Annotated in this window: 18 protein-coding genes; 9 read left to right on the top strand and 9 right to left on the bottom strand. The window is 57.9% G+C overall.

The window, feature by feature from the left end:
* Window positions 1–42: 42 nt before the first annotated feature.
* A complete protein-coding gene (locus AC2444_RS17260; RefSeq protein ID WP_012758777.1) occupies window positions 43–2,361 on the bottom strand; it encodes a membrane-bound PQQ-dependent dehydrogenase, glucose/quinate/shikimate family in 2,319 nt (772 codons plus the stop codon).
* A 142-nt stretch (window positions 2,362–2,503) separates the two neighbouring features.
* Here AC2444_RS17260 and AC2444_RS17255 point away from each other — a divergent pair, with 142 nt between their 5' ends.
* Window positions 2,504–3,724 (top strand): acyltransferase family protein, encoded by a 1,221-nt coding sequence (locus AC2444_RS17255; protein ID WP_171815697.1) that lies wholly within the window; start codon window positions 2,504–2,506, stop codon window positions 3,722–3,724.
* A gap of 592 nt (window positions 3,725–4,316) precedes the next feature.
* Window positions 4,317–4,613, top strand: a complete 297-nt coding sequence (locus tag AC2444_RS17250) for a hypothetical protein (RefSeq protein ID WP_012758775.1) — start codon at window positions 4,317–4,319, stop codon at window positions 4,611–4,613.
* A gap of 150 nt (window positions 4,614–4,763) precedes the next feature.
* On the opposite strand, the gene AC2444_RS17245 is transcribed toward AC2444_RS17250, so the two are convergent.
* Window positions 4,764–5,420: a sugar transferase gene (locus tag AC2444_RS17245; protein ID WP_012758774.1), complete on the bottom strand. Its 657-nt coding sequence runs from the start codon at window positions 5,418–5,420 to the stop codon at window positions 4,764–4,766.
* Window positions 5,421–5,872: 452 nt separating this feature from the next.
* Between AC2444_RS17245 and AC2444_RS17240 the strand changes: the two genes are divergently transcribed.
* The gene (locus AC2444_RS17240; protein WP_012758773.1) at window positions 5,873–6,622 is read left to right on the top strand and encodes a Crp/Fnr family transcriptional regulator; all 750 of its coding nucleotides are present in this window, start codon (window positions 5,873–5,875) and stop codon (window positions 6,620–6,622) included.
* A 181-nt stretch (window positions 6,623–6,803) separates the two neighbouring features.
* Here the strand turns inward: AC2444_RS17240 and AC2444_RS17235 are convergent, their stop codons facing one another.
* The gene (locus AC2444_RS17235; protein WP_012758772.1) at window positions 6,804–7,826 is read right to left on the bottom strand and encodes a glycosyltransferase family 2 protein; all 1,023 of its coding nucleotides are present in this window, start codon (window positions 7,824–7,826) and stop codon (window positions 6,804–6,806) included.
* 132 nt (window positions 7,827–7,958) lie between these two features.
* On the bottom strand, window positions 7,959–8,870 hold the full coding sequence (locus AC2444_RS17230) for a glycosyltransferase family 8 protein (RefSeq protein WP_012758770.1): 912 nt from the start codon (window positions 8,868–8,870) through the stop codon (window positions 7,959–7,961).
* Between the two features lie 308 nt (window positions 8,871–9,178).
* Between AC2444_RS17230 and AC2444_RS17225 the strand changes: the two genes are divergently transcribed.
* Window positions 9,179–9,478, top strand: coding sequence for a hypothetical protein (locus AC2444_RS17225; protein ID WP_012758769.1), 300 nt, complete (start codon window positions 9,179–9,181; stop codon window positions 9,476–9,478).
* Between the two features lie 185 nt (window positions 9,479–9,663).
* Here AC2444_RS17225 and AC2444_RS17220 read toward each other — a convergent pair whose 3' ends face one another.
* The 5 genes from AC2444_RS17220 to AC2444_RS17200 all read right to left on the bottom strand — a co-directional run bounded on the left by AC2444_RS17220 (window position 9,664) and on the right by AC2444_RS17200 (window position 16,251).
* Complete coding sequence (locus tag AC2444_RS17220) at window positions 9,664–11,130, bottom strand: hypothetical protein (RefSeq protein WP_012758768.1); 1,467 nt, start codon at window positions 11,128–11,130, stop codon at window positions 9,664–9,666.
* A gap of 123 nt (window positions 11,131–11,253) precedes the next feature.
* Window positions 11,254–12,639: a polysaccharide biosynthesis/export family protein gene (locus AC2444_RS17215; protein WP_012758767.1), complete on the bottom strand. Its 1,386-nt coding sequence runs from the start codon at window positions 12,637–12,639 to the stop codon at window positions 11,254–11,256.
* A 6-nt stretch (window positions 12,640–12,645) separates the two neighbouring features.
* The gene (locus AC2444_RS17210) at window positions 12,646–13,668 is read right to left on the bottom strand and encodes a glycosyltransferase family 2 protein (protein WP_050786635.1); all 1,023 of its coding nucleotides are present in this window, start codon (window positions 13,666–13,668) and stop codon (window positions 12,646–12,648) included.
* A complete protein-coding gene (locus AC2444_RS17205) occupies window positions 13,665–15,431 on the bottom strand; it encodes a GumC family protein (RefSeq protein WP_012758765.1) in 1,767 nt (588 codons plus the stop codon). The genes AC2444_RS17210 and AC2444_RS17205 overlap by 4 nt, the downstream gene beginning before the upstream one ends.
* A 118-nt stretch (window positions 15,432–15,549) precedes the next feature.
* Entirely contained in the window at window positions 15,550–16,251 is a 702-nt protein-coding gene (locus AC2444_RS17200; protein WP_012758764.1) for a sugar transferase, read from the bottom strand.
* A gap of 468 nt (window positions 16,252–16,719) precedes the next feature.
* Between AC2444_RS17200 and AC2444_RS17195 the strand changes: the two genes are divergently transcribed.
* The 5 genes from AC2444_RS17195 (at window position 16,720) to AC2444_RS17175 (ending at window position 22,482) form a co-directional block, all read left to right on the top strand.
* Complete coding sequence (locus AC2444_RS17195; RefSeq protein WP_012758763.1) at window positions 16,720–17,457, top strand: Crp/Fnr family transcriptional regulator; 738 nt, start codon at window positions 16,720–16,722, stop codon at window positions 17,455–17,457.
* Window positions 17,454–18,803 (top strand): glycosyltransferase family 4 protein, encoded by a 1,350-nt coding sequence (locus tag AC2444_RS17190; RefSeq protein WP_017995020.1) that lies wholly within the window; start codon window positions 17,454–17,456, stop codon window positions 18,801–18,803. Before AC2444_RS17195 ends, AC2444_RS17190 begins: the two co-directional genes overlap by 4 nt.
* Window positions 18,800–20,044 carry a glycosyltransferase family 4 protein gene (locus tag AC2444_RS17185; RefSeq protein WP_012758761.1) on the top strand — a complete coding sequence of 415 codons (1,245 nt, stop codon included), beginning with the start codon at window positions 18,800–18,802 and terminating at the stop codon, window positions 20,042–20,044. Before AC2444_RS17190 ends, AC2444_RS17185 begins: the two co-directional genes overlap by 4 nt.
* Window positions 20,045–20,122: 78 nt before the next feature.
* A complete protein-coding gene (locus tag AC2444_RS17180) occupies window positions 20,123–21,604 on the top strand; it encodes a lipopolysaccharide biosynthesis protein (protein ID WP_012758760.1) in 1,482 nt (493 codons plus the stop codon).
* Between the two features lie 50 nt (window positions 21,605–21,654).
* Window positions 21,655–22,482: a glycoside hydrolase family 16 protein gene (locus AC2444_RS17175; RefSeq protein WP_012758759.1), complete on the top strand. Its 828-nt coding sequence runs from the start codon at window positions 21,655–21,657 to the stop codon at window positions 22,480–22,482.
* Window position 22,483 lies beyond the last annotated feature (1 nt).

Genomic DNA, 22,483 nt, shown 5'->3' with positions numbered 1-22,483 from the left:
TAGACTTGAAGATAGTCGGTGAACCTTATGCGATATCTGTGGCTAAGCTCCGTCTTTTAGAGAGAAGGCAAGGACGTAGTCGCCGACGTCTTTCGAATAGGGTGCGCCGCCAACCGATATCAGGACATATTGCTTGCCTGTTTTCGGTGAGACGTAGGTCATGGGCGTTGCGCTCGAGCCGACCGGCAGGGGGTATCTCCAGAGCTCGGCACCGTTCTCGGCATCATAGGCACGGATATAATAGTCCTGGAAGCCAGCGAAGAAGACGACGCCGCCGGCGGTCGCAGACGTGCCGGCGTAGCTCGGCAGGCCCATCGGCATAGGCAGTTTGGTTTTGATCTTGAACGGCCCGAGTTCTTCGGCTGTACCGGCAGGAACCTGCCACGCGATCTTGCGCGTCTTCAGATCCACTGCAGTGACGGTGCCGAAGGGCGGTTGCGTGCAGGGAACGCGGAGCCTCGATGTCCACATCTCGGTGGCCATGGCGTAAGGCGTACCGCGCTGGGGGGCGGAGGGGCCGTGCGCGGTCGTGGTGAGGGCAAAGTCGACATACTCCTCGCGTGGGATGAGTGCGAAGAGACTGGGGACGCGGATATCGTTCATGAAGACCCTGTTGTTGGGCAGATCGACCGATACGCTTCCCCAATTGAGGCCACCCAGATTTCCCGGCTGCTGGATCGCATATTGCGTGCCGATCGGGGTGAAGTCGCCGTCATAGCGCATCTTGCGGAAGGCGATGCGACATGCCAGCTGATCGAACATCGTCAGGCCCCAGGCCGTCTGCTCCGTCACGCGCTCCGCACCGATTGTCGGCATGCCGACGGAGTAGGGCTGCGTTGGGGAGAGTTTCTCTTCCGGCACGCCGCCTTGCTGCGGCACCGGCTTCTCCTGAACTTCGGCAAGCGGCGTACCGGTTCGGCGGTCGAGGAGAAAAAGCTGCCCGCGTTTGGTGGTCTGCAGCAGAGCAGGCATGGTGGCGCCATTGCCGTCAGGCAGGTCGATCAGGATCGGTTGAGCGGGCAGATCATAGTCCCAGATGTCGTGATGCACGGTCTGGAATTTCCATTTTTCCCGACCCGTCGTCACATCGAGTGCCACCAATGTCGCATTGTATTGATCGGCGAAGGCAGGGCGATTGACGCCGTAATAATCCGGCGTGGTATTGCCGAGCGGTGCATAGATAAGGCCAAGCTTGTCGTCGAATGCGGCCGTCGTCCACATGTTGGGCGTGGCCCGCGTGTAAGTCTGGCCCTTCGGCGGGAGTTTGGTGATCTCCGGGTTGCCGAGATCCCATGCCCATTCAAGCTCGCCGGTGACGACGTTGAACGCACGAATGACGCCAGAGGGTTCGCCGACCTCCTGATTGTCCGTGACCCAGCCTCCGACGACGATCAGGTTGCGGGCAATCAGCGGCGCCGATGTCTGGAAATAATAGCCCGTCTTGACTTCGCCCATGCCCTGGGAAAGCTGCACGGTGCCATTGACTCCGAAGTCCTTGCAGGGCGTGCCGGTCCTGCTGTCGATCTCCAGGAGACGGGCATCGATCGTCGTCTGCACCAGGCGCTCATTGCAAAGACCATCGGCGGACTGGGCTTCCGTCGGCATCTTGTAGTAACCGAGGCCGCGGCAGCGTTGCCAATAAGGCGCCGTCGCCTTGGGATCGAAAGCCCAGCGGGGTTTGCCGGTATCTGCATCGAGCGCTGCGATCACATCTGTCGGCGTGCAAGTGTAGACCGTATCGCCGATCTGCAGAGGCGTGTTCTGATCGGCGCCATCGCCTTTTCCGGTGCGATATGTCCAGGCGAGATCGAGCTTGGAAACATTGCCGCGGTTGATCTGATCGAATGGGGAATAACGATCTCCTGCCGTGGAGCGGCCATAGGATGGCCAGTCGGAGGGAGAGTTGTCGCCCTTGGCGGTTTTATAGGCGGTGATGTCGGCGGAGGGGCGGATGATCCCATGCGGCACGAAGCTGAGACCGAAACCCGCGACAAAGATGAGAGCGGTCACCAAGGCGCCGCCATAAAAGAGCTTCCGGTTGGCGGCCGGGGAAAGCGATGGTGCAAAGAGAAGGGCAAAGCCCGCCAGCGCGATGGGGGACATCAAGCGGGCAAACAGCGCCCAGAAATTGAGACCCGACTCCCATAGCGCCCAGGGAAGGGTGAAAACGGCGACCAGCAGGACGATGAGCCCGCCTGCCGTCTTCCGGCGCCACAGCAGAAGCGCGGCAACCAGATAGGCAAGCCCGATGATGGCGTAATAGGGCGAGCCGCCGAGGCGCAGCAGCCAGGCGCCGCCGCCGATCAGCGCCAATCCGATAAGGGCTAGAACAATACAGAACAGGGTGGCCAGAAATTTCATAGTCTCCTCATCCAATCCGCCGCCCGATCACCTGGATTCCAACTCCGACCGTCGCATGGCCCTCGGGAAGCACAGGGCCATGGGTTGATGGTCAGAGACGCGTCTTCGGGAGAGGGCTGCTCTCTCGTTCAATTTTTACCTGATGTACCTGTGGTCACTGACACGCGGCCCCGACCCGGCAATGATGCCGCCGCCGCTCTGCGGCAACGGCTTGCCATTCCAAATCGAGTCAATACTTCTGAAAGGGGCACAGATGGTTCTCGGCGAAAAGCTTGATCTAGCGAACGGGCGACCGACAGGATTCGACTATATGCGATTACTGTTAGCCTTTTCAGTGCTTTGGATACACACGGCCCGCGTCACTTATGGCGATGACCTGTTTCTTTGGGAGTCGCCATTCCGTCCTTTTATCAAATCAGTGCTGCCCATGTTCTTTGTCCTGAGCGGTTTCCTGGTGGCCGGCAGTCTTGAACGATCGAAGACATTGATCTCCTTTCTCGGTAATCGATTTATCCGGATCTACCCCGCTCTCGCGGTAGAGGTATTGTTGGCTGCCTTTATACTCGGAGCGATCTACACTGAGTATGACCTGCGTGACTATTTCACCGATCCTCAGTTCTTTACATATCTGATGAATGTCACAGGGCACATTCACTTCAATCTCCCCGGGGTATTCCTGGATAATCCTGACGCCGCAATGGTGAACGGCCAGCTCTGGACGGTGCCTTTCGAGCTTGAGTGCTATGCCGTGATCGCCGTTCTCTTCCTGCTCGGTGTGGTCAGGCGGCGGGTGATTGCCCTTATCGCCACGCCGGCTTTGATCATAGCCTTCGGTATTGCAAGATATTGGAAACATGAAAGCGATTGGGCTACTATGCCGACGACCGCGTCTGGCAATCTGCTCATTTGTGCTTTTCTTGTGGGGGTGACCTTCTATCTCTACAAGGACAAGGTTCTTTGGGATATCCGAATTTTCCTCGCCTCTGTGGCAATGATATTGTGGGCCTACTGGTTCACCTCCTTTGGGGACTTCATTGCCATTCCGGCCATGGGGTATGTCACGGTCTTCCTTGGTCTTACCTCGCCCCGCAAGCTTGGCGTCCTGCGTGGGGCCGACTACTCCTACGGCGTCTTCCTCTATGGCTATCCGATCCAACAGGCGTTCGTGGCGCTCGGCCCCTGGGCGCATAACTGGTGGTTGAACGGCATCGTCTGCAGCATTGTTGCCGCTTGCTTTGCCGCCTTCTCGTGGAGATTTATCGAAAAGCCGGCGTTGAAATTGAGGAAACAAGTTACCTGGCTGGAAAACCTCAGTCTCCAACGCGGCGTAAAACGGCAACTGGCCGGCGCGGTCTCGAAATAGGTTTGTCGATACCGGCCTCGATGCCGGCAATTCCATCGCAGGTGCTGAACCGGCAAGGACATCAGCAGGGCTCGCTATAGCGGCGGGCCTTGTTTCGTTGTTGCGTGCCGATCACCTCAGATAAATATCCGGTCCATCGTAGCGGCCGAGTTTTCCATAGGCTGCTGCGCAACCCTGATGCCGTCGATGTCACGCTTGCCGGACGAGCGTAAGCCCGATCGTTGCCAGCGCATATGCGCTCGAGCGTAAGCCTATGGCCAAGTTCATCTTTTCAGAATCGACAAATGAACGTTCAGTTCGGCGAGAGAACGCCGGGATCTGCGTTGCTGGCTCCCGTATAAACCCCCGAGAGCTAAATCTTTCTGAGGGCAATATCCAAGGATTTCTTGGATTTAATCGGGAGAATGGCCCCACTGGATGAATAGTCGAATATTCTCCGGCGCTGTTCCGTCGATTTGCTGGACTGAAGTTAGCAATATTTTAACCGCAATAGATAAAATACTTTGATCGGACTTCGTTTCGACTTTGGGTTTTGTCATGTCATCGAGGGCTGACGGTGACTTGAAGGAGGTGTGAAGAGAGGATCAGAATAATGCTGAAGAGCACGCTCGTCGTGGTTGCCGTCTCTATCGCCGCCGGAGCAACCATTCGCGCCTCGGCCTTTGCAATCTTTGCATTTCTGGTGGTCACGTCCTTGGGCGGCGTGATCCTGCTGAAAGGTTCCTCCTTGGCGGAGGCGGTCGTTTCTTGCGTCGAAGTGCTTGTATTGATGGAGATATGCTATCTGGCGGGTCTATTCGCTTTCTCCTTGTGGCATATTCAGAAGCGCCGGAAAAGGAACGCCATTACTGAGCGCTCCCATCTCACAGGCAAGCGTCCTCATGGGTAATGACATGACCGAGGCGGCAGAATTCTCGGTTGCGCTATATGTCAGGTGTAAAGCGCGCCGCGATCTTTTAGATTCGCTTGCCACGCCTTGGTCTCTGGTTTTGCGTATGTCTTTATCGCAAAACCGCAACATAGTTTTATGCGACATGCCTTAGGAATCGACTTTGGGCAGCAAGGCGTGCCGGGAAAGCAGCGCCGACAGCGTTTTTGCCATGATCACGAAATCCAGCGCGAGCGTCCATTTGGACAAGTATTCAACGTCGAGGGAAATTCCGTTCCGATAGTTGACGTCGTTGTGCCCGCTGGTTTGCCAATGGCCAGTCAGGCCGGGACGAACGGCCATGTAGGCATAGGCATGTTCACCGTAACGCTGCAGCTCTTCCTTGGTAATGGCGCGAGGCCCGACGAGGCTCATTTGACCCAGCAACACGTTGACCAATTGCGGAAGCTTGTCGAGGCTCGACCGCCTCAAAATATCGCCGACGACCGTGACGTGCGTGTCGGTCGTTGCGTCGGACCCTGTCGTCCGAAACTTGAGGCAACCAAACTCTTTTCCCTTATAACCGATCTTGCGATGAGAATTGAAAACAGGGCCCCAATCACTTAGCGCGACGATGACCGCCGCCGACAGAAGGAGCGGCGACAGAAAGAATAAGAAACTTGCCGCAATGATAATGTCCAATGCGCGCTTCAGAATTCTGCTGATTAGACGGGGTTGTGACGAATTGAATGGACGCCTTTCCTGTCGAGCCCTGGCGAAATCCCGCCAAGGTCCGGTTGGGTTGATGCCCTGATTTTTTCCCGCCACCCGCGTCTCCGTTAGACGAATTCCAGAAATCACAGCCAAAGCTTTGTTTTAATGCAAAGTTGAAGTCTGTGACCAAGGTCATAATCATGAATAAATTCTTTATACTCTAAAGAAATTATTATGTATATTAAAAATATTACCTTTGCTTTTGGCTATATTCGGAAATGTTATTTAGTTTTATTTTAAAATTCGGTGTTGTTGTTGTACTTAGTGGATGTGTCCTTCGGATAGGCGATTGTCATAAATTGTATAAAAATTGTCATGCAGCCTCAAAGAATTGTCTGCGATAGAATTCAATATGAATTTTATGATATATAAATATGAGGATTATTCATGATAATGTATAGTTTTAACACGAAGTTTTTATTTTATTATTGTTTGACTTTCTAAGCTAACCTATTACGAATGTCGCTCCAGATAATATGTTATTTAGTCTGCGTGGAGTTGTGCGTATGGACGGGGCGATCAGCACCAGAGATAACAGAGCTAGAGGAAACGCAGCGCGAACAAGCGAAGCGGTTACTTGCGGGCCTGTAGGTATTGTTTACGACGGCCGGGCGGATTTGGATCACGAGTTCCCGTTTTACCGCTCGAGTGTTCGAAAGTTTCGCCGCGGTGAGATTATTGCCGGCGCCGGCGTTGTCCTTGACATGTTCGCCCGCGTACAGCGCGGAATGGTGAGCGCAAGCACCCCGCTTGCCGATGGACGAGAGTTCATCGTGGAAATCGTTCCGAAAGGCGGCTTGATCGGCGAATTGGAGGTGCTCCGCAAGCAGTCTCTCAGCCTGGAATATCGGGCCTCGTCGGATTGCGAACTGCATTACTTCGACGGTCGGTTGCTGCGGGACCTGTGTGCGAACGATCCGCAATTTCAGGTGAAGATCCTGTCGAAGGCGCTGGCACGTGTTTCCGAACTCGAACTGCGGATCATTTCCAATGCCGGATCGAGTCTAAGGCAGAGACTTGCCCGAACGCTGCTGCGTCTTTCTGCCCTCTACAGAATGGATGCGCAAAATAGCGGCGACGAGCTGATCATCTCCCAGCATGAGCTGGCCGCGACACTGCCGGCGTCGCGTGAAAAGGTCAACCAATGCCTGCGGCGCTTGCGCGAGAGCAAAGTGGTCGACGGGACACAGGGCAAAATCCGTATTCTCAATCGGAAGGCGCTGGAGGCTTATGCCGAGGGGGCGGGTCTCGCCTGAGGCGTCGCCGCGACAAAAAAAGACGGAATGGCAGAAAGCCTCGACAGAACCCGCCGCCGGCGGGTTTTGTGTTTGATGACAGTGCGAGTTGATGGACAGGCGGAGCAGGCTGAATGATCAGGTTGGCGCTTGTCTTCATGCACGGCGTCCCAAAATCGCTGCGCATTTTGGCGCGGCATACTTAGACGTCGCTCTCGGAAGCATTCCTCCAGTATTTCCAGCCTTCACCCTGTATGAGCCCGCGATCGGACAGGTCCTTCCAGCTTCTGTAGGTGCCAGTATCGTCGTAGACGAAGTCATCCATGTCCTTGCCTGAGGAGTATACGGTATATTCTTCCGTATGTTGGGACCGGTGTGCCGCATCGGCGACCTTGTGCACGAAGGTTGACAGGAACTTGAAATGCAGAAGGGCGCCGGATACTCCGAGCGCTCCGCGCATGTCGCCCAAATTCAGGGAGAGCGGCCAGACCTGGTGCGATGACTTGAGAAACAGACGTTCACCCGCCACATAGACGAGTGGTATCTTGTTGAGCGCGGGGCCGTCCCAGAGGCGGTCGTGGAAATAGACGCGCCCGCGAACGCCGCCCTTGATCCATATCGTCCAGTTGTGTTTGTCGAAATGCGCCACATAGCCGGAGCGGTCGAAGAGATTGCAGACCTCGAGCGGGTTGCGACCGGGTTCGCATATGTTTTCGAGAACGGGATGCGGGCTGTACATGTCGATCATGACCGAGCGGAGGGAATGGCCGCCCATGGAATCCATGTAGGAAGTCAATTGATCGATCGGCCGTGTGTCGCAATGCGGATAGACCAGGAACTCGTCTGCATCGACATACAGGACCCACTTCTCCCGGCAGTGGCGGTTGATGACTTCGTTGATCCAGTCGTTTCCGAACCTCGCCGCCTTGTAGGAACCATGAGCCGAAAGAAGGGAGACATCGTCGAAGCTGGACAGCAACTCGGCCGTGCCGTCGGTCGAGCCGTTATCGATGCAGATGAAGTGCTCGAAGCCGAGATCACGATAATACTGCAGGAAGAAGGCCAGCCGGTGCCCTTCGTCGCGGATGACGCAGATGACGACGTGGCGCGCCTGCTTGAGCCCGCTGCGCAGCAGGTCATAGCGAACCTGCCGAGCCTTGAGCGACCGGCGCAGGCGGGCTTTCACGTAATGTGAGATACTGGCGGCGGAAGCCCTATAACTCATATTCTGTCCTGAACATTATCCATTCCTGGAATGAATGGATGAATACTTGCGCTTCCGTCTGCAAATCCACGGCTCGACCGGCGACGCTGAGTTCAGTCACGCGGACATTCAGGTCGGACCAACCATACATCATCATACTGCGTAGTCGCCGACCAACAGGCCTTGGACCCGCGGGTGGGGTCCGTCTTTCTCAATTGCGTGTTCGATGCGTGCCCGTATCGACCTGTATTTATACAGCATCTTACGGTCGAAGCTTATTCCGCGATACAGCGAGTTGTAAATCGGATGCGCTTTGCGCAGGTCGACGTAGACCTGGCTTTCTTTATCGGTCCATGGAAAGAAGGTTCCATGCCACGGCTTCGGATGCGCCATATAATGGACGATCGACAAGGAGGACATGTTCACCAGATGAAGGAACTGTTTGGGAAAGTTCCAGCGGTTGGATACCAGGATGAGCGATGAACCGCAGACATAATTCAATGCACCCTGATCATGTTTGCCCTCGCACGCCTCGGGATTTCTAGCGAAAAGCTCGAGAGCCTCCTGCCCGATCCAGCCGTTTCGATGAAATTTCAGGACGCCTGCGTTGAAATAGTGGCTGTCCTTTCCGGTGTCGAGGAAGTCATGGATCGCCGTGTAATCGCGCGCCGCGAAAAACCTGCCCTCGGGCACAGTGGCGCTTTCGAACGCACCGAGATCGCTGACGATCTGGGTATCCCCATCCAGGTAGATGATCTGGGTATAGTTGGAAGGCAGTATCTCGCAAAGGACCAGCTTGGCCATCGTGCTGACGCTGATGCGTCCCTGGAAATGCGAACTGTCGAGCTTGCCGAGCGAGTCCTGCAGCGCTTCGGTCGCATCGGTCAATATGACCCCACTCCTTGCGAGCAGGGCTTTCAGCTCTTCGAAATTGTCGAGATGTTCCGACATCAGAACGCAGACGTCGGTCGCAGGGCTTGCGAATTTGCGAGCCTGAAGCGCCGAGAGAATGGTTGGAAATGAATACTCGACATCCGTGACGTAGACGACGCACTGGTTGTTCATGTCATCACCTTTCCGATTGTGCGCAATACAAGTGAATCGGTATTGTCTTTGCGAGGCGAGGGACCAGTTGTGAATTGAGCCGACGGGTCTGTCATATGAAGGCCCTGTTCGGTATATATAGGCCAGTATCCAGTGCGCTGGTGCTGAATCGGTGTCTGGCTGTTGGCGGCTTTTGTATGTTTCATTGTTGAGATATTCACCATGAAGAGTGCCTTGCCTGTCATAAGGCTATGTTTCGACATGTTGTTTCGCGGTACGGCGAGTGGTGCCGGAACCCTTGTCGGAATGCGGAGGGAAGGGGGATTGTGATGTTGATCACCACACTCGGGGCAGCCGTGATTTCGATCGCTGCCGGGGCGTCCATCCGCGCCTGGGCTTTCGCGATTTTTGCAATCCTGGTGGCAATCGGCTTCGGCGGCGTGGCTTTTGCCGGCGGGTCGTCCGTGATCGCGGCCATGCTCTCCGGTATCGCTATCCTCGTAATCATGGAAATCGGCTATCTGGCAGGTGTGTTCCTGTCGGGGCTTCTGCGGCGCAGTGCCAAGCTGCGCGAAAACAATTCCGTTGCAGATAGCGTCGCGACCACCAGCGAGCGCCCGCAAGGCTGATGTCGGCATAAAATCTACAGCATAGCCTTCTGCGACTGACCTCCGACGGCGCTTGTTCGATGGACTGCTTTTACAGGCGATCCTTGAAAGATGCGGTGCGGCCGACCGGCTTCGGCCCAATGCGGGCACGTCGATGGCTCGACGAGATTGCCATCCCGCGCCGTGGCGGAGTTCCAAAGCGGGCGTCATCGTGTTGAAAACATCGGCGCTCTCATCAGAGATGTCGATGTCTCCAGCGGGGTTCGATTTGCGAGCGATCGGGTCGCGCGCCGGGGGGATGTATTGGTTGCCAGGCAGCCGGCCGCCAGACCTGCCGTGGTGCTGAACAGCAAGCCGAGATCCGTGCCGCTCCCCGATATCGCCGCCGAGGCGACCTGCGCGATGGATGCCATAACAGCGGCGTTTCCGATCGTGTGCGTCTCCCGGTTGCCTGACATGTGCCGGCCGGAGGCTCTCGCAAGGCTGTACAGGAAGGCGGCGAAGAGAAGAGTGCCGGTCAATCCGACATTAGAGAGCAACGCAGCGATAAAACTCGAGGCCCGAACCGTGCCAAGCCCGGCGCCGAAGGTGGCGGTATCGACGAATGCGATCAATGCCAGCGTGTTCCAGGCAGTGCGCTCTTCGCCGGATTGCGATTGAAGCTTGTCCGACAAGGTGGTGTTGACCAGGCCGGCTATGGAATCCCAGGCATCGGGGACAAGGCTTAGCGCGGCGATCCCGCAGGGAATCAAGAACAGCGTGATCACCAGGAAAGTCACATGCGGGGTCTTGGCTGGGCCGCTGATCAGTCGTTTCAGGCAAAACAGAACGAACATGCAGACCACGGAAATGCCGGCGATATAGGCGGTTGTCGATGTGCAGAGGATGATCGTCGGACCAATGAAAAGCGTCGCAAGCCCGGCCATACGGCTTTGGACGCGCTCCAGCCAAAGCATGAGCGTGAAGGAAAAATAGGCCAATGCGACCGCGCCATAAGTGCTTGCTTCAGGGAACGGACCGACGATGCGTTTGAAGCCACTGATCGTCTCGGCCGTATGCATCGTATAATTCGCATTCCTGATGACATCGAGCAGGTAGGACTGGTCGGTCAGGAATGTTCCGATATCAGTCAACGCCAGGGTAAAACATGCGATCGAGGCGACGATTAACTGCAGTGCGATGAAACGGGCATAGCCGAGCCTTGCAAGCCCCGAGACGACGGCAAAGCAGGCGAGGTCGCCGAGCAGATAGACGGACTGGCTGAGATTGGACGAACCCGGCGACAGGGGAGCGGCCACCGTCGACATCATGCCCGTGGCGTCTCTTGCAGAGGAGTAGACGAGGGTCGCGCCTGCAAAGATGCGCGGCAAAAAGAAAGATGATGCCACGGAAAACAGGATATAGGCGGCAAACCAGAAGCCGGGACCCGGATAGGCCATGCTGGCGAGCGTCGCCTGTGTTTGAGCCGGGCGCAACAGGGCGGCCACGACGAGAAAAAGCACGAGAAGATGGCTTGGCTGGATGCTGCTGCCGCCGAGCGCGGGCAATTGCAGAGCCGCTGCCGCTCCGAAGAGCGTCGACAGGCAAAGGGTCGTGATCGCAAAACGCGCGCCGTTGACCATGCTGAGCAGGCCAAGCAGCAGAACGATGAAGCCGATCGGTTCTATCGACATGCTTCAGATCCCGATCCGGACGGAGCGGCGGAGGCATCGGGTTTGCCGAAAACCGGCATCCGCCTTTCGGGGCGCTGCTCGAGGCGGTAGTCGCCAGTTGTCGTCGATGGTCACAACCGCCCCCTAATTCGATCTCGTCTGGGATATCCAGCCGGGAGCCGCCTGATTATCGCCTGCTACATCAGACAGCGGGACGGTCGAGCTTTGCTGCTGCGGGGCGGACTGCAACTGCAGCGGAGGCGACGGCGTCTGAAGGTCCGTATTAATGCCGATTTCGACGACATCATGCGGCCGCAAGCTGGTTGTCTCGTCCGCCTCGATATTGCGATAAGTGCCATCGTCGCTGCGACGCACGATCCTGTAGTTCTTCTGCGCTCTGCCAAGACCCGGCGTGTCCATGTTCATCTGTGCGAGTTGAGCGCTGTAGCCAGCCTGTTCGCCGAGAAGCTGAGCCACCTGAATGTCGATTGCCGCCCTGCCGATCGCGAGATTGACCTGGTTGAGCAGCTCCTGGTTTTCGCTGTTCTGCCGGTTGACGATATTGATCTTCGAGCGATCGGCTTCGCTGAGTCCCTGGCGAGCCGTGGTCAAGGCGACCTCGAGATCGATCAAGGTGCCTTGTGCATCCGCAACGCCGCGGTCGACCGAGACCTGACGGGAATTACTGACCAGGCCTTTGCTCACCAGGCTGTTGACATTATCCAGTTCCTTTTGCGCGAGCTCGATCTGCCGCCTTTGCGAATTGATCTTGGCCTCGAGCGACTGGACCTGCTGGCCGTAGAGACGGGTGAGGTCGCTCGCTGCATCGATCTGGCTTTCAATATCGACACGTCGAAGCCGCATCAGGTTCAATTCCTGCGCCTTCAGCTTGTCTACATCGGGTGTTCCGGCGAGTTCGGCAGGGATATCGAAACTTTGTTCGCCGGCGATCTCGGCGCGCAATCGCGCTTGGCGCATCAGAAGATCGCGCCGGTTGAGAATGGCCGTTCGATAGGCGCCGGCAGCCTGGATCCGGTCGCGCTCGAAGATGGTATTCTCCTCGCGGTCGCGAAGGAAGCCGCCGGCGATGCTGACGGCCTTCATGACCGTCATATCGGCCTCAAAAGCATAGCGCCCGGGGGTCTGCACGGTCCCGGTCACGAAGATCGGCGCATGCTGGGCAATTTCCACGGCGATGAATGGCTTTCCCGGCAGTTCCGCCTTTTCGGCGAGCGCAGTGGCGATCGCATCGGAAACCTGTTCCGTCGTCTTCCCGATCGCCTGCACCTGGCCAGCGATCGGGACAGCCAGATTGCCGGCATCATCGACTGTATATGTCCCGCCGAGTGCTTCCCAGCTGGCATACCGGGAATCCGAAGATCGCCACTCGACGACCCGCAGTCTCACCTGATCTTCCGGCACGAGGGTATAGTTTTCGGCATGGGCGACGCTCCAGCCGGTCACGCAGGAAAATACCAGCAAGGCAAGGGCGGCGGAGATAAAGCGGTCGGACCAGGATGTGCGCTGCATTGTCAGCTATCTCCGTTTCGTTGCTATCGACGGTGAAGGCATCTCGCGCGGCGAGGGACTACCGAATTCGAGAATGCGGGACGGAGAGGCGCGCCCGATAAGTAGATCGGACAGCGCCAGCAAATTGCCGTTCAAACGTCCCCAACGGTCGATCAAGCGATCATTGAACAATAGGCCCCGCGTATTCGCCAGGATGTTACGGCCGATCTGTGCGATGGCACGGCCCTTCGACATTGTGCCCTTCCGGATCAGGTAGACAGGATTGGCAACCTGCGAATAGCCAAGTCTTCGGCCGGGCTGGCGCCCGGATCTGACGCCGAGATGCACTCCGCGGGCGCCTTCGACACGTACGGACCTGCCGTAGCGGGCGATGGACCGGCTGAAATCGACATCCTCGAGCCAGCCGTAGAGCGGCAGCTGTTCATCGAAGGCCAGCGCGTGCTCGAGAATGGGTGAAAGGCGAACCGCCATGTTGCATCCGTAGGCGTTATAGACTTCCGTCACATGCCCGGCCTCTTCGGCCGCAGTTTCAAGAACCTGCAGGGCGTTTGACATGCTGAGGCCGCCGTCGAGGATGCCATCGGCCAGAACTTCCCCGGTGGCGATCGCCACGTCAGGGTTTGCCGCAAAGACAGCTGCCATACGTGACAGGAAGGTCGCGGCGGGAATGAAGTCGTCATCCAGGAAGATCAGAACATCCGTATCGGCGGCGGCGGCCTGGATGATCCTGTTGCGCTGAGAGGTCAGGCCACGGCTGCCGACGATGACTTCCACATCAAGGCGGTCGGCGAGCCCGGCGGCGTCGTCGATCACGGGCACGCAGACGATCAGCCGCTCGGCCTGGTCCGGCAGGGCGGTGAGATAATCGACGGTCTCCTTGAGTATCGAGGGGCGGCCTGCCGAAGCAATTCCCACCGCCATTCGCAATGGGCGGCGCGCGTGGCCTGCCACGGCTTTAGCGCCGCAAGGAACAGGCGCCGGTCCGATCGGGCTGTCCTGCCTGGTTGCTGCTGCCGAAGGTGAAGTCATGACTCTATTCTTTTCGGTGCATGGTTGATGACCGCGCCGAGGATCTCCGCGCCGACATTCCGCAGGGTCTCAATGACGTGCATGGTATCGTCGATCGAGGTGTGCCCGTGCGAGGTGACCACGAGGACACCGTCCAGTTCCGGCGCGATGGCATTGGAATCCGGCGAAGCGGAGAATGCGGAAATGTCGACGAATATGGCGTCGAACTCCTTTTTCAGGTCGGCGAAACTCAACTGCGTGCGGCGGGAACTGAGGCGAATGGCGGGCGTCACCGCTTCGACTTTGCCGAGGGGTAGGAATTTCAGCGTCGGGGTGAGGGGCAATGCCGCCGTCTGGATCAGTTCGCCGTTGTCGAGAACGTCGATGAGGCCTGTGGAACTATGGGGTGCGATCGACTTGCTGAGCGACGATTTCTGTGCGGCCGCATCGATCAGCAGCGTCTGCGCTCCTGATATCGAAGAGAGCACCGCAAGTTCGCATGCGATGGTCGATGCCCCGCCGCCGGGATTGACGGCGACGATTCCAATAACGACTCGGCGTTTGCGCCGAAGACCAACGACCGTGGCGCTCAGCTCCGCCATGCCCGGAATAACAGGATAAGCGGCTACCGTGCCGCTGCTGCTGGTACCGGCGGCGAGGAAACGCGCAGAATAATCATTGCGGGTCCTCGATGTCGCCAGCAAAGTGACAAAGGGCAGCCCACCGGCATCCGCGATCTGATTGGGCCGGACGATCCGGCGATCGCCGGCGTGCCTTATCATGGCGAGTGCGAAGCCGACGCCAAGACCAACCGCCGCCGCAAAGGCGATGATGAGCGTGCTGCGTGGTCTGGCTTTCGAAAGAGGCAGGGTCGCCCGAGAGACGATCGTGGCATCCGACACCGGGTAGGTGATGCGCTGCTTGGCTTCGGTCAGCTGATTCAAGGTATTTTCATAGAGGGTGCGGCGGGCGTCAGTCGCGCTCTGCAGTTCGGCAAGCTTGAACTGATCGCGCGGATTGCTGGTGAAGCTGGCCAGGGCACTGGCAGCTTCGGCCAATCCGCGCTGCTGCTCGCTGACGAATCTGGTCAGCCATTCGCTGTATTGCCGGGACGCACTGGCCTTCATCGCGATATTCTTCTGGATATACTGCCTGGCCAGCGTGTCGGCGATGTCGACGGCCTTCTGCGGGGTCGATGCTGCAGCCGATATCTCGATGATCGTCGAACTCCCGATCCGGCGTACTCCCATCATGTTCAGCAGCGTGGCGATCGCCCGGTCATGGATCCGCCCGTCCTCGATCTGCTGTTGTGGTTGTGTGTCACGCGGTCCTGTGCCCGCCGCTTCCTGCGATGCCGTATCCGGTTCGGAAGAAACCCCCATCAACCAGTTCTTTGCCCTGACCTGCAGCGAAGGCGTCTGATCGACAAAGTCAGGATCGGTATCGAGACCAAGAGCCGTTACCGTTCCACCGACGACATCGCTGGATTTGGCGATCTCCAACTGTCCCTCGATGAACGCGTCTTCCGCGAAAGCCCGCTGTGCTTCGGAGCCGCTGACCTGGGGGAAGATCACAAGTTGCGTGTTGGCAACGAACGTCGGTTCGGCGGTCAGCACGTAACTTCCTGCCAATACGAGGAAAGCGAAAGTCGTCGCCGCAATCCACAGCCAGCGCATTCTGAGAAAGAAGAGCATATCCCGCAAGGTGAGCGGCGAATTCCCGCCGGTGGCTGCGGCAGGCAGAGATATCGGAGAAACGCCGCTGAAGATCGTGCTTGAGGTCATGTCGTCCTAATCCAAAATGGCGAGATCACGGAGTAACCAGGTAGTGGCAGCTTGGAGGGACGGGGGAGTAGTGTGTCTTCCGATTCCAGGCCTGATTGGCGGCTCTCCCCATGAATGCTCAATACGAGCCGCGCTGGGAAAACAGAGCGGGAATGGTCTTGGCAATGATGATGAAGTCCCGGCGCAGCGACCAATTGTTGAGATAGTGAACGTCGAGGGAAACCCGGTACTCGTAACTGACATCATTGCGCCCGCTGGTCTGCCAGTGACCGGTCAGGCCCGGGCGGACGGCCATGTAGGCCCATATATGCTCGCCGTAGCGCGGCAATTCCTCGGCCGTGATCGGCCGGGGGCCGACAAGGCTCATGTCGCCACGCACGATATTGATCAGTTGGGGAAGCTCGTCGATGCTCGACCGCCTAAGGATATCACCGACGGCCGTGATCCTCGGATCGTCCTTCAGCTTGCGTGTCTCTTCCCATTCGCTTCGCGCAGCCGGGTTGTTTTGCAGCAATTCGGCAAGCTGAGCACCCGCATCAGTCTTCATCGTGCGAAACTTGAGGCATCCGAACGGCGTTCCGCCGACGCCGATGCGCGTATGGGAATAGAAGATCGGGCCGCGGTCGCTTATCTTCACGATCATCGCGACGATCAACAGAAGCGGGGAAAGCAGGATCAGCGCCGTGACTGCGATGAGAAGGTCTAGCGCGCGCTTCGACGATCTGCCTGCCGCACGAGGCCGGGACGAATGGAGATCGCCGCCTTTCGCGGAACGTCCGACACGCGACCACGCCTCGAAACTATGTGCTTCCCATGTCATCGGTGGTCTCCAAAACATTCCGATTAAGAACCGTTCAAAGTTTGCTGCGCCGCACTCTGGTTGTCTGTTACCAAGGTCATAATCCTTAACAAATTCTTTATGCTACTAACGGGCAATCGAGAATTAGGATTACACCTTGATGGCCTTATTTTCATCTAAAACGACAATCTAATCTAATTCTTGGTGATTATATGCTGATGATTCTTTATTAGTTTTGATATCATCATTTCGATTATTGCTGTTTTTTATTCACTAAGCCATTTTATTAGGCAGGCATCTTCGACTGCGTGGCTGTTTTTTGGCTTAAATGAGATTTTGATCCATTTCTATGGTGTATATTTTGTTTTGAAGTTAAATATATACTTTATCTTTACGTCATATCTCCGTGATGTTATTTGACTCTCATATTAAGGCAATATAAATGATGCAGTGCAGCATTGCCTATGGTTATCGAGTGGAGTTACGCGCATGGATGGGGCGACACACGCATCAGATCGCAGGGCCGGCATCGGCAAGGCGGCGATATCAGCTAGCAGCGGCATTCATCTGAACAGCCGCATCGTCATCGACGACGAATTCCTTTCCTGCCGGTCGAGCGTCCGGCGTTTCCGGCGCGGCGAGATTATCGCCGGGGCCGGCGTCCTCGTCGATACGTTCGCGCGCGTGCATTCGGGGGTGGTCAGCGCAAGCACGATGCTGCCCGACGGCAGGGAATTCATCGTTGAGATCATTCCAAAATCCGGCCTCATCGGCGAGCTCGAGGTTCTGCGCAGGCAGACGTTGAACCTCGAATACCGCGCCGGTTCCGCCTGCGAACTGCATTTCTTCGAAGGCCGGCTGCTGCGCGACATGTACGCCAGCGATCCCTGTTTTCGTGAAAAGGTCTTCTCCAGGGCGCTGGCGCGTATTTCAGAGCTTGAACTTCGGATCATTGCGAATGCGGCGTCGAGCCTGCAGTCGAGGCTGGCCAGTACGCTGCTGCGGCTCTCCATTGTTTATGGAAAAGATGCGGCAAACAGCGGCGACGAACTGATCATCTCGCAAAATGATCTGGCCGCGACGCTGCCGGCGTCCCGCGAGAAGGTCAATCAATGCCTGCGGCGCCTGCGGGAAGGCAAGATCATCGACGGGGGCCAGGGTAAGATCCGCATCCTCAACCGCAAGGCGCTGGAGGCTTGTGCCAACGGCGCAGTTTCGGCGAAGTGATGCGCCCGTCGCTTCCAGAGGTCCTGCGATCCGCCGCAAGCGTCGGCCGGTTTCCCGGCCCCGGCATGACAAAGATCGATCGCGTGGTCATCATCGACGACTATTCAGTCGCCAGAGGCGGTGCGACGGCGCTGGCCGTGCTGTCCGCCAAGCTTTTTCGGGAACTCGACATCCCCGTGACTTATATTTGCGGGGATGACGCCTCCAATGCGGAGCTTGTCGCCCTCGGAGTCTCAATGGTCGGGCTGAACAGCCGCGACCTGCTCAGCGCCGAACGTGCGAAGGCTTTCGTGACCGGCATTCACAATGGCGCCGCCGTCCGTATGGTCGCAAACTGGATTGCCGCAAACGACACTGCCAATACCGTCTACCATGTGCATGGCTGGCACCAGATTCTGTCTCCTGCAATTTTCAGGGCGTTGCTGCCGGTCGCCAGACGCTGCGTGGTGCACGCGCATGATTTCTTCACGGCCTGCCCCAACGGCGCCTTCTTCGACTATCAGGCGCAGGAAATCTGCCTTCGACGCCCGCTCGGCGGAAGCTGCATTGCGACAGCCTGCGACAAGAGAAGTTATTCGCACAAATTGTGGCGGGCTGCCCGCGGCTCCAATATCCTCCGGCTGCTGAAGGATCGGGCCGATTTCGGCCGGATCATCCTGCTGCACGAGAAGATGGCAAGCTTCCTCGTCGGCGCCGGATATCGGCCCGAACGATTGACGACGATCCGCAATCCCGTCGCTCCCCTATCCATCAAACGCATCGAGGCGGAGACCAACGACGAGTTCGTCTTCATCGGGCGGTTGGACGAGGAGAAGGGCATAGAGGACGCCGTGGCCGCCACGCGCAAAGCCGGCGTTCGGCTCTGCGTGATCGGGGACGGGCCGCTGATGCCGCTGGTTGCGGCTTCGGGGGATCACGTCAGGGCCGTCGGCTGGCAGTCGCATGCGGAGATCGGCCCGACCATCCGCAAGGCGCGTGCATTGTTGATGCCGTCTCGCTATCCCGAGCCATTCGGCCTCGTCGCTATCGAAGCGGCCAGGAGCGGTCTGCCGGTCATCATGTCGCGCAGCGCCTTTCTTGCCGAAGAAATGCAAAGAGCCGGCATGGCGATCGCCTGCGATACGGCTGACGAAAGCGCCTTTGCCGATACGTTGACGAGATTTAGCCAAATGCCGAGCCATGAGGTCCGCGCCATGAGCGAGCAGGCTTTCCTGAAGTCGCCGGATCTCGCCTCGACACACGAGGAATGGCGCGACGCGCTTCTTTCCGAATACCACAGCCTGATTTCGACGAATGTGGTTTCCCAGCTGACAGACGGTGTGGCGATACAAGGAGTATTGAGTTGACCCTTAAGGCAACAACCTCTCTTCCCGACGCGAGGGCATTTCTCGGCGATGCGCCTGTCATGGCGAAAAGACGTGTCACTGAGGCTGGAAGCGCGAGCGATACCAAGCAGCTTCGTGTCGCCATCGTGCATTATTGGCTCGTTTCGATGCGCGGCGGCGAGAAGGTCGTCGAAGAGCTGTGCCGGATGTTTCCGCAGGCCGACATCTTCACCCTCGTCTGCAACCGCGATCGCATCAGCGATTTTCTGAAGACGCGGAACATCCGCACGTCCTTCTTGCAGAAGATCCCAGGCGCGCAACGGCATTATACCAAGATGCTGCCGCTGATGCCCTTCGCGCTCGAGCAGTTCGATCTGCAAGACTACGATCTCGTGCTGTCGAGCGAATCCGGACCCGCCAAGGGCATCATCACGCGCGCTGACGCGCTGCATGTCTGCTACTGCCACTCGCCGATGCGTTACATCTGGGATCAGTTCCATGTTTACCGGCATGGCCTGTCCTGGTTGGGTCGCGCCTTGATGTCGATCACCGCGCCCATGCTGCGCGCCTGGGACGTGACGACGTCCTCGCGGGTCGATGTGTTCGTCGCCAATTCCGATTATGTCGCAAGCCGCATCCGCCGCTTCTACGACCGGGAATCCATCGTCATCCATCCGCCCGTTGCGACGGACGATTTTGCGGTGGGCAAGGGGAAAGGCGAATTCTATCTCTATGCGGGACAGCTGACCACCTACAAGCGGCCGGATATTGCCGTTCGCGCCTGCACCGAGGCCGGGCGGAAGCTGGTCGTGATCGGCGAGGGAGAACAACTGGCCTATCTGAAGTCGATCGCCGGACCGACCGTTGAGTTTCTCGGCCATCAGCCCTTCAACGTTCTGCGCGACCATCTGTCGCGATGCCGCGCCCTGTTGTTTCCGGGCACGGAGGATTTCGGCATCCTTCCGGTGGAAGCCATGGCATCAGGGCGGCCGGTCCTGGCTTTCGACGCCGGCGGCGCCCGGGAAACCGTTTCCTCCCCGCATGTCGGTTTTCGCTTCGCGCAGCAGACCACGGAAGCTCTATTGGAAACAATGGCGGCGTTCGAAGAGGTGGAGGACGATATCGATCCGCATGCCATCCGCGCGCACTCGCTGAAATTCTCTTCCGCCGTGTTCCGCGACCGTCTGTCCAGCCTGATCGAGCAACAACTATCCACCCATGGCGACCGATCCGCCGAGGTCTTCAGAAGACGGGCGGGCTGAGGGCAAGGAACGGAGCTGCCTGTCTTGCTGCTGCGCCGAAACCGTCTCAATTCGCCGACGAGGAATAGAAAATAGATCATGTCAAGCGTATCTCAGAGGACGGCGACGGCGAGTATCTGGACCATCAGCGGAAAATTCCTGGCGCGACTGCTCGATTTCGTCAGCCTTCTGATCCTCGCAAGGCTTTTGAGCCCAGCGGATTTCGGCCTTGTCGCCATCGCGACCTCGGTTCTGGTCATCGTCGAGACAATCCTGGACCTGCCACTGACGCAGGCCCTGATGCGTCAGCCGTCGCCTTCGGACGATATGTTTGCCACCGCCCTTACCCTCAGCCTGCTTCGAGGCGTGGCCATCAGCACGCTGATGATAATCGTCTCCTGGCCGATGGCTTTGATCTATGACGATTCCCGGCTTTTCTCTCTTGTCGCCGTGCTCTCCATCGCGCCTGCCATGCGCAGTGTGATCAGCCCGCGCATGGTTCTCTTCATGCAGCGGTTCGATTTCAAACGCGAGTTTGCACTCGATCTCATCACCAAGGGGTCGACACTGCTGTTCGGTGTCGGGGTGGCGGTCGCGACCGGCAGCTATTGGGGACTGGCGATCGGCGCGGTTGCAGGCCCGACCGCCGCGGCGATCACCTCCTATGTCTTTGCGCCGATGCGACCGAGGTTCAGCCTTTCCGAGTGGAAGCACTTTCAGGATATGATCAGCTGGAACACCGTGTCGCAGGTGCTGAGTTCGATCAACTGGCAACTGGACCGGCTGCTTTTGCCGCGCTTTACCGGCTTGTCGACGTTCGGCGCCTTCAGCGTCGCCGACAATATCGCCGCTATTCCATACCAGACCTTCGTCGGGCCATTGTTGCGTCCGCTGATGGCGGCATTCTCGACCGTCGATGACCGTCGTAATCTGATCGCTGCCTATCTGAAGGCGACGAACGCGATCACCTTCGTGGCAGCGCCCATCCTCATCACGCTCGCTTTTCTTGCCGAGCCGGCCGTGCGGATCATCGTCGGCGAGAAATGGGCATCCGCCGCGCCGATTCTGCAATGGCTGTGCATCGTCAGTCTGCTCGGTCTTCCCACGAACATGATGCCGCCATTGGCGATGGTCCTGAACAAAACCCGCTATCTCGCTCTCCGGATGTTTGCCGAGTTCGCCGTCAGGGTTCCGGTCACCATCCTGGGCATTGTCTATTTTCAGGTAGCCGGAGCGTTGGGCGCGCGGATCGTGGCGGTGCTTGTCGCCTATGTCGCATCGCTCATCATTACGCGGCAGCTGATCGGCGCGACGTTTGCCGCTCAGTTGTATGCCTTTTTACGGCCTCTGGCCGCGAGCTTGCCGATGATCGCTTTCCTGCTGTGGATCGAGCCGATGCTCTCCGCCATGCCTGTCGGCCTCAACCTTGTCGTCAGCCTGGCGCTTTGCGGCGGGGCGGCAGTAGCGATCTTCTGGGCCTTCGCGTTGCTGCTGTGGCAGGTTGTCGGAAGGCCCGACGGCATCGAGACCATCGTCGTCCAAAGGCTCATGCCGCGACGAAACGGAGTTCTCACCTTTTGATCGAGACAAGTGTAGTCCAACGATTGGTTTGGCGTTTTCGGAGGAGCAGAATGCGTTACGGGATATCTTCTAAGGCTCTGGGTTTGCTCATCGTTCTCGGTCTGGGGGCGTTGCCCGGCCAGCCCAGCGTGGCTCAGCAACCACTCAATATCAATGCGTATCAGCTAACGTTCGAGGAGAGTTTCGACAGTCTCGACGTCTCGGCCTGGGGAGAGAGAAGCTCCCGCTGGATCGCCCATACGCCCTGGAACGGCGATTTCGGTGACGCCCGTTTCACCGATCCGGCCCCCGGCTTTCCGTTTACCACCGATCAGGGAATTCTGAAGATCGAGGCGCGCAAGGAGGCCGATGGAACCTGGCGATCGGGCCTGTTGTCGTCGGTGAACCCGAAAGGCGAAGGGTTCTCGCAGCAATTCGGTTATTTCGAAGCACGGATGAAGCTGCCGCCGGGCAAGGGAGTCTGGCCAGCCTTCTGGCTCATCGGGCTCGATCGGTCGAAATACACCGCCGAAATCGACGTCCTGGAATATTATGGGCGCGCGCCCTACGAATTCAGCATGGGCTTCCATATCTGGCGTCAGAGCCAGGGCGGCCAGAACACCACTGGTGGCCATTGGCAAACCGTCCAGGACGGAATTCTGAACAGCGAATATCATACCTACGGCGTCGATATCCAAGCTGACAAGACGAGCTTTTATCTCGACCGTCAGTTCATCTGGAGCTTCGACACGCCGAAGGAGTTCCACATGCCGTTCTATCCGCTGGTGAACCTGGCACTCGGCTCGGGTTGGCCGATCGATGAAACGCCCAATCCTTCCATCCTGCTTGTCGACTATATTCACGTCTACCAGCGGAAGCCCACCGACGCGGCAAATTGAA

Source organism: Rhizobium sp. WSM1328 (genome assembly GCF_057653715.1).
This window is presented reverse-complemented; position numbering and strand designations above follow the sequence as displayed.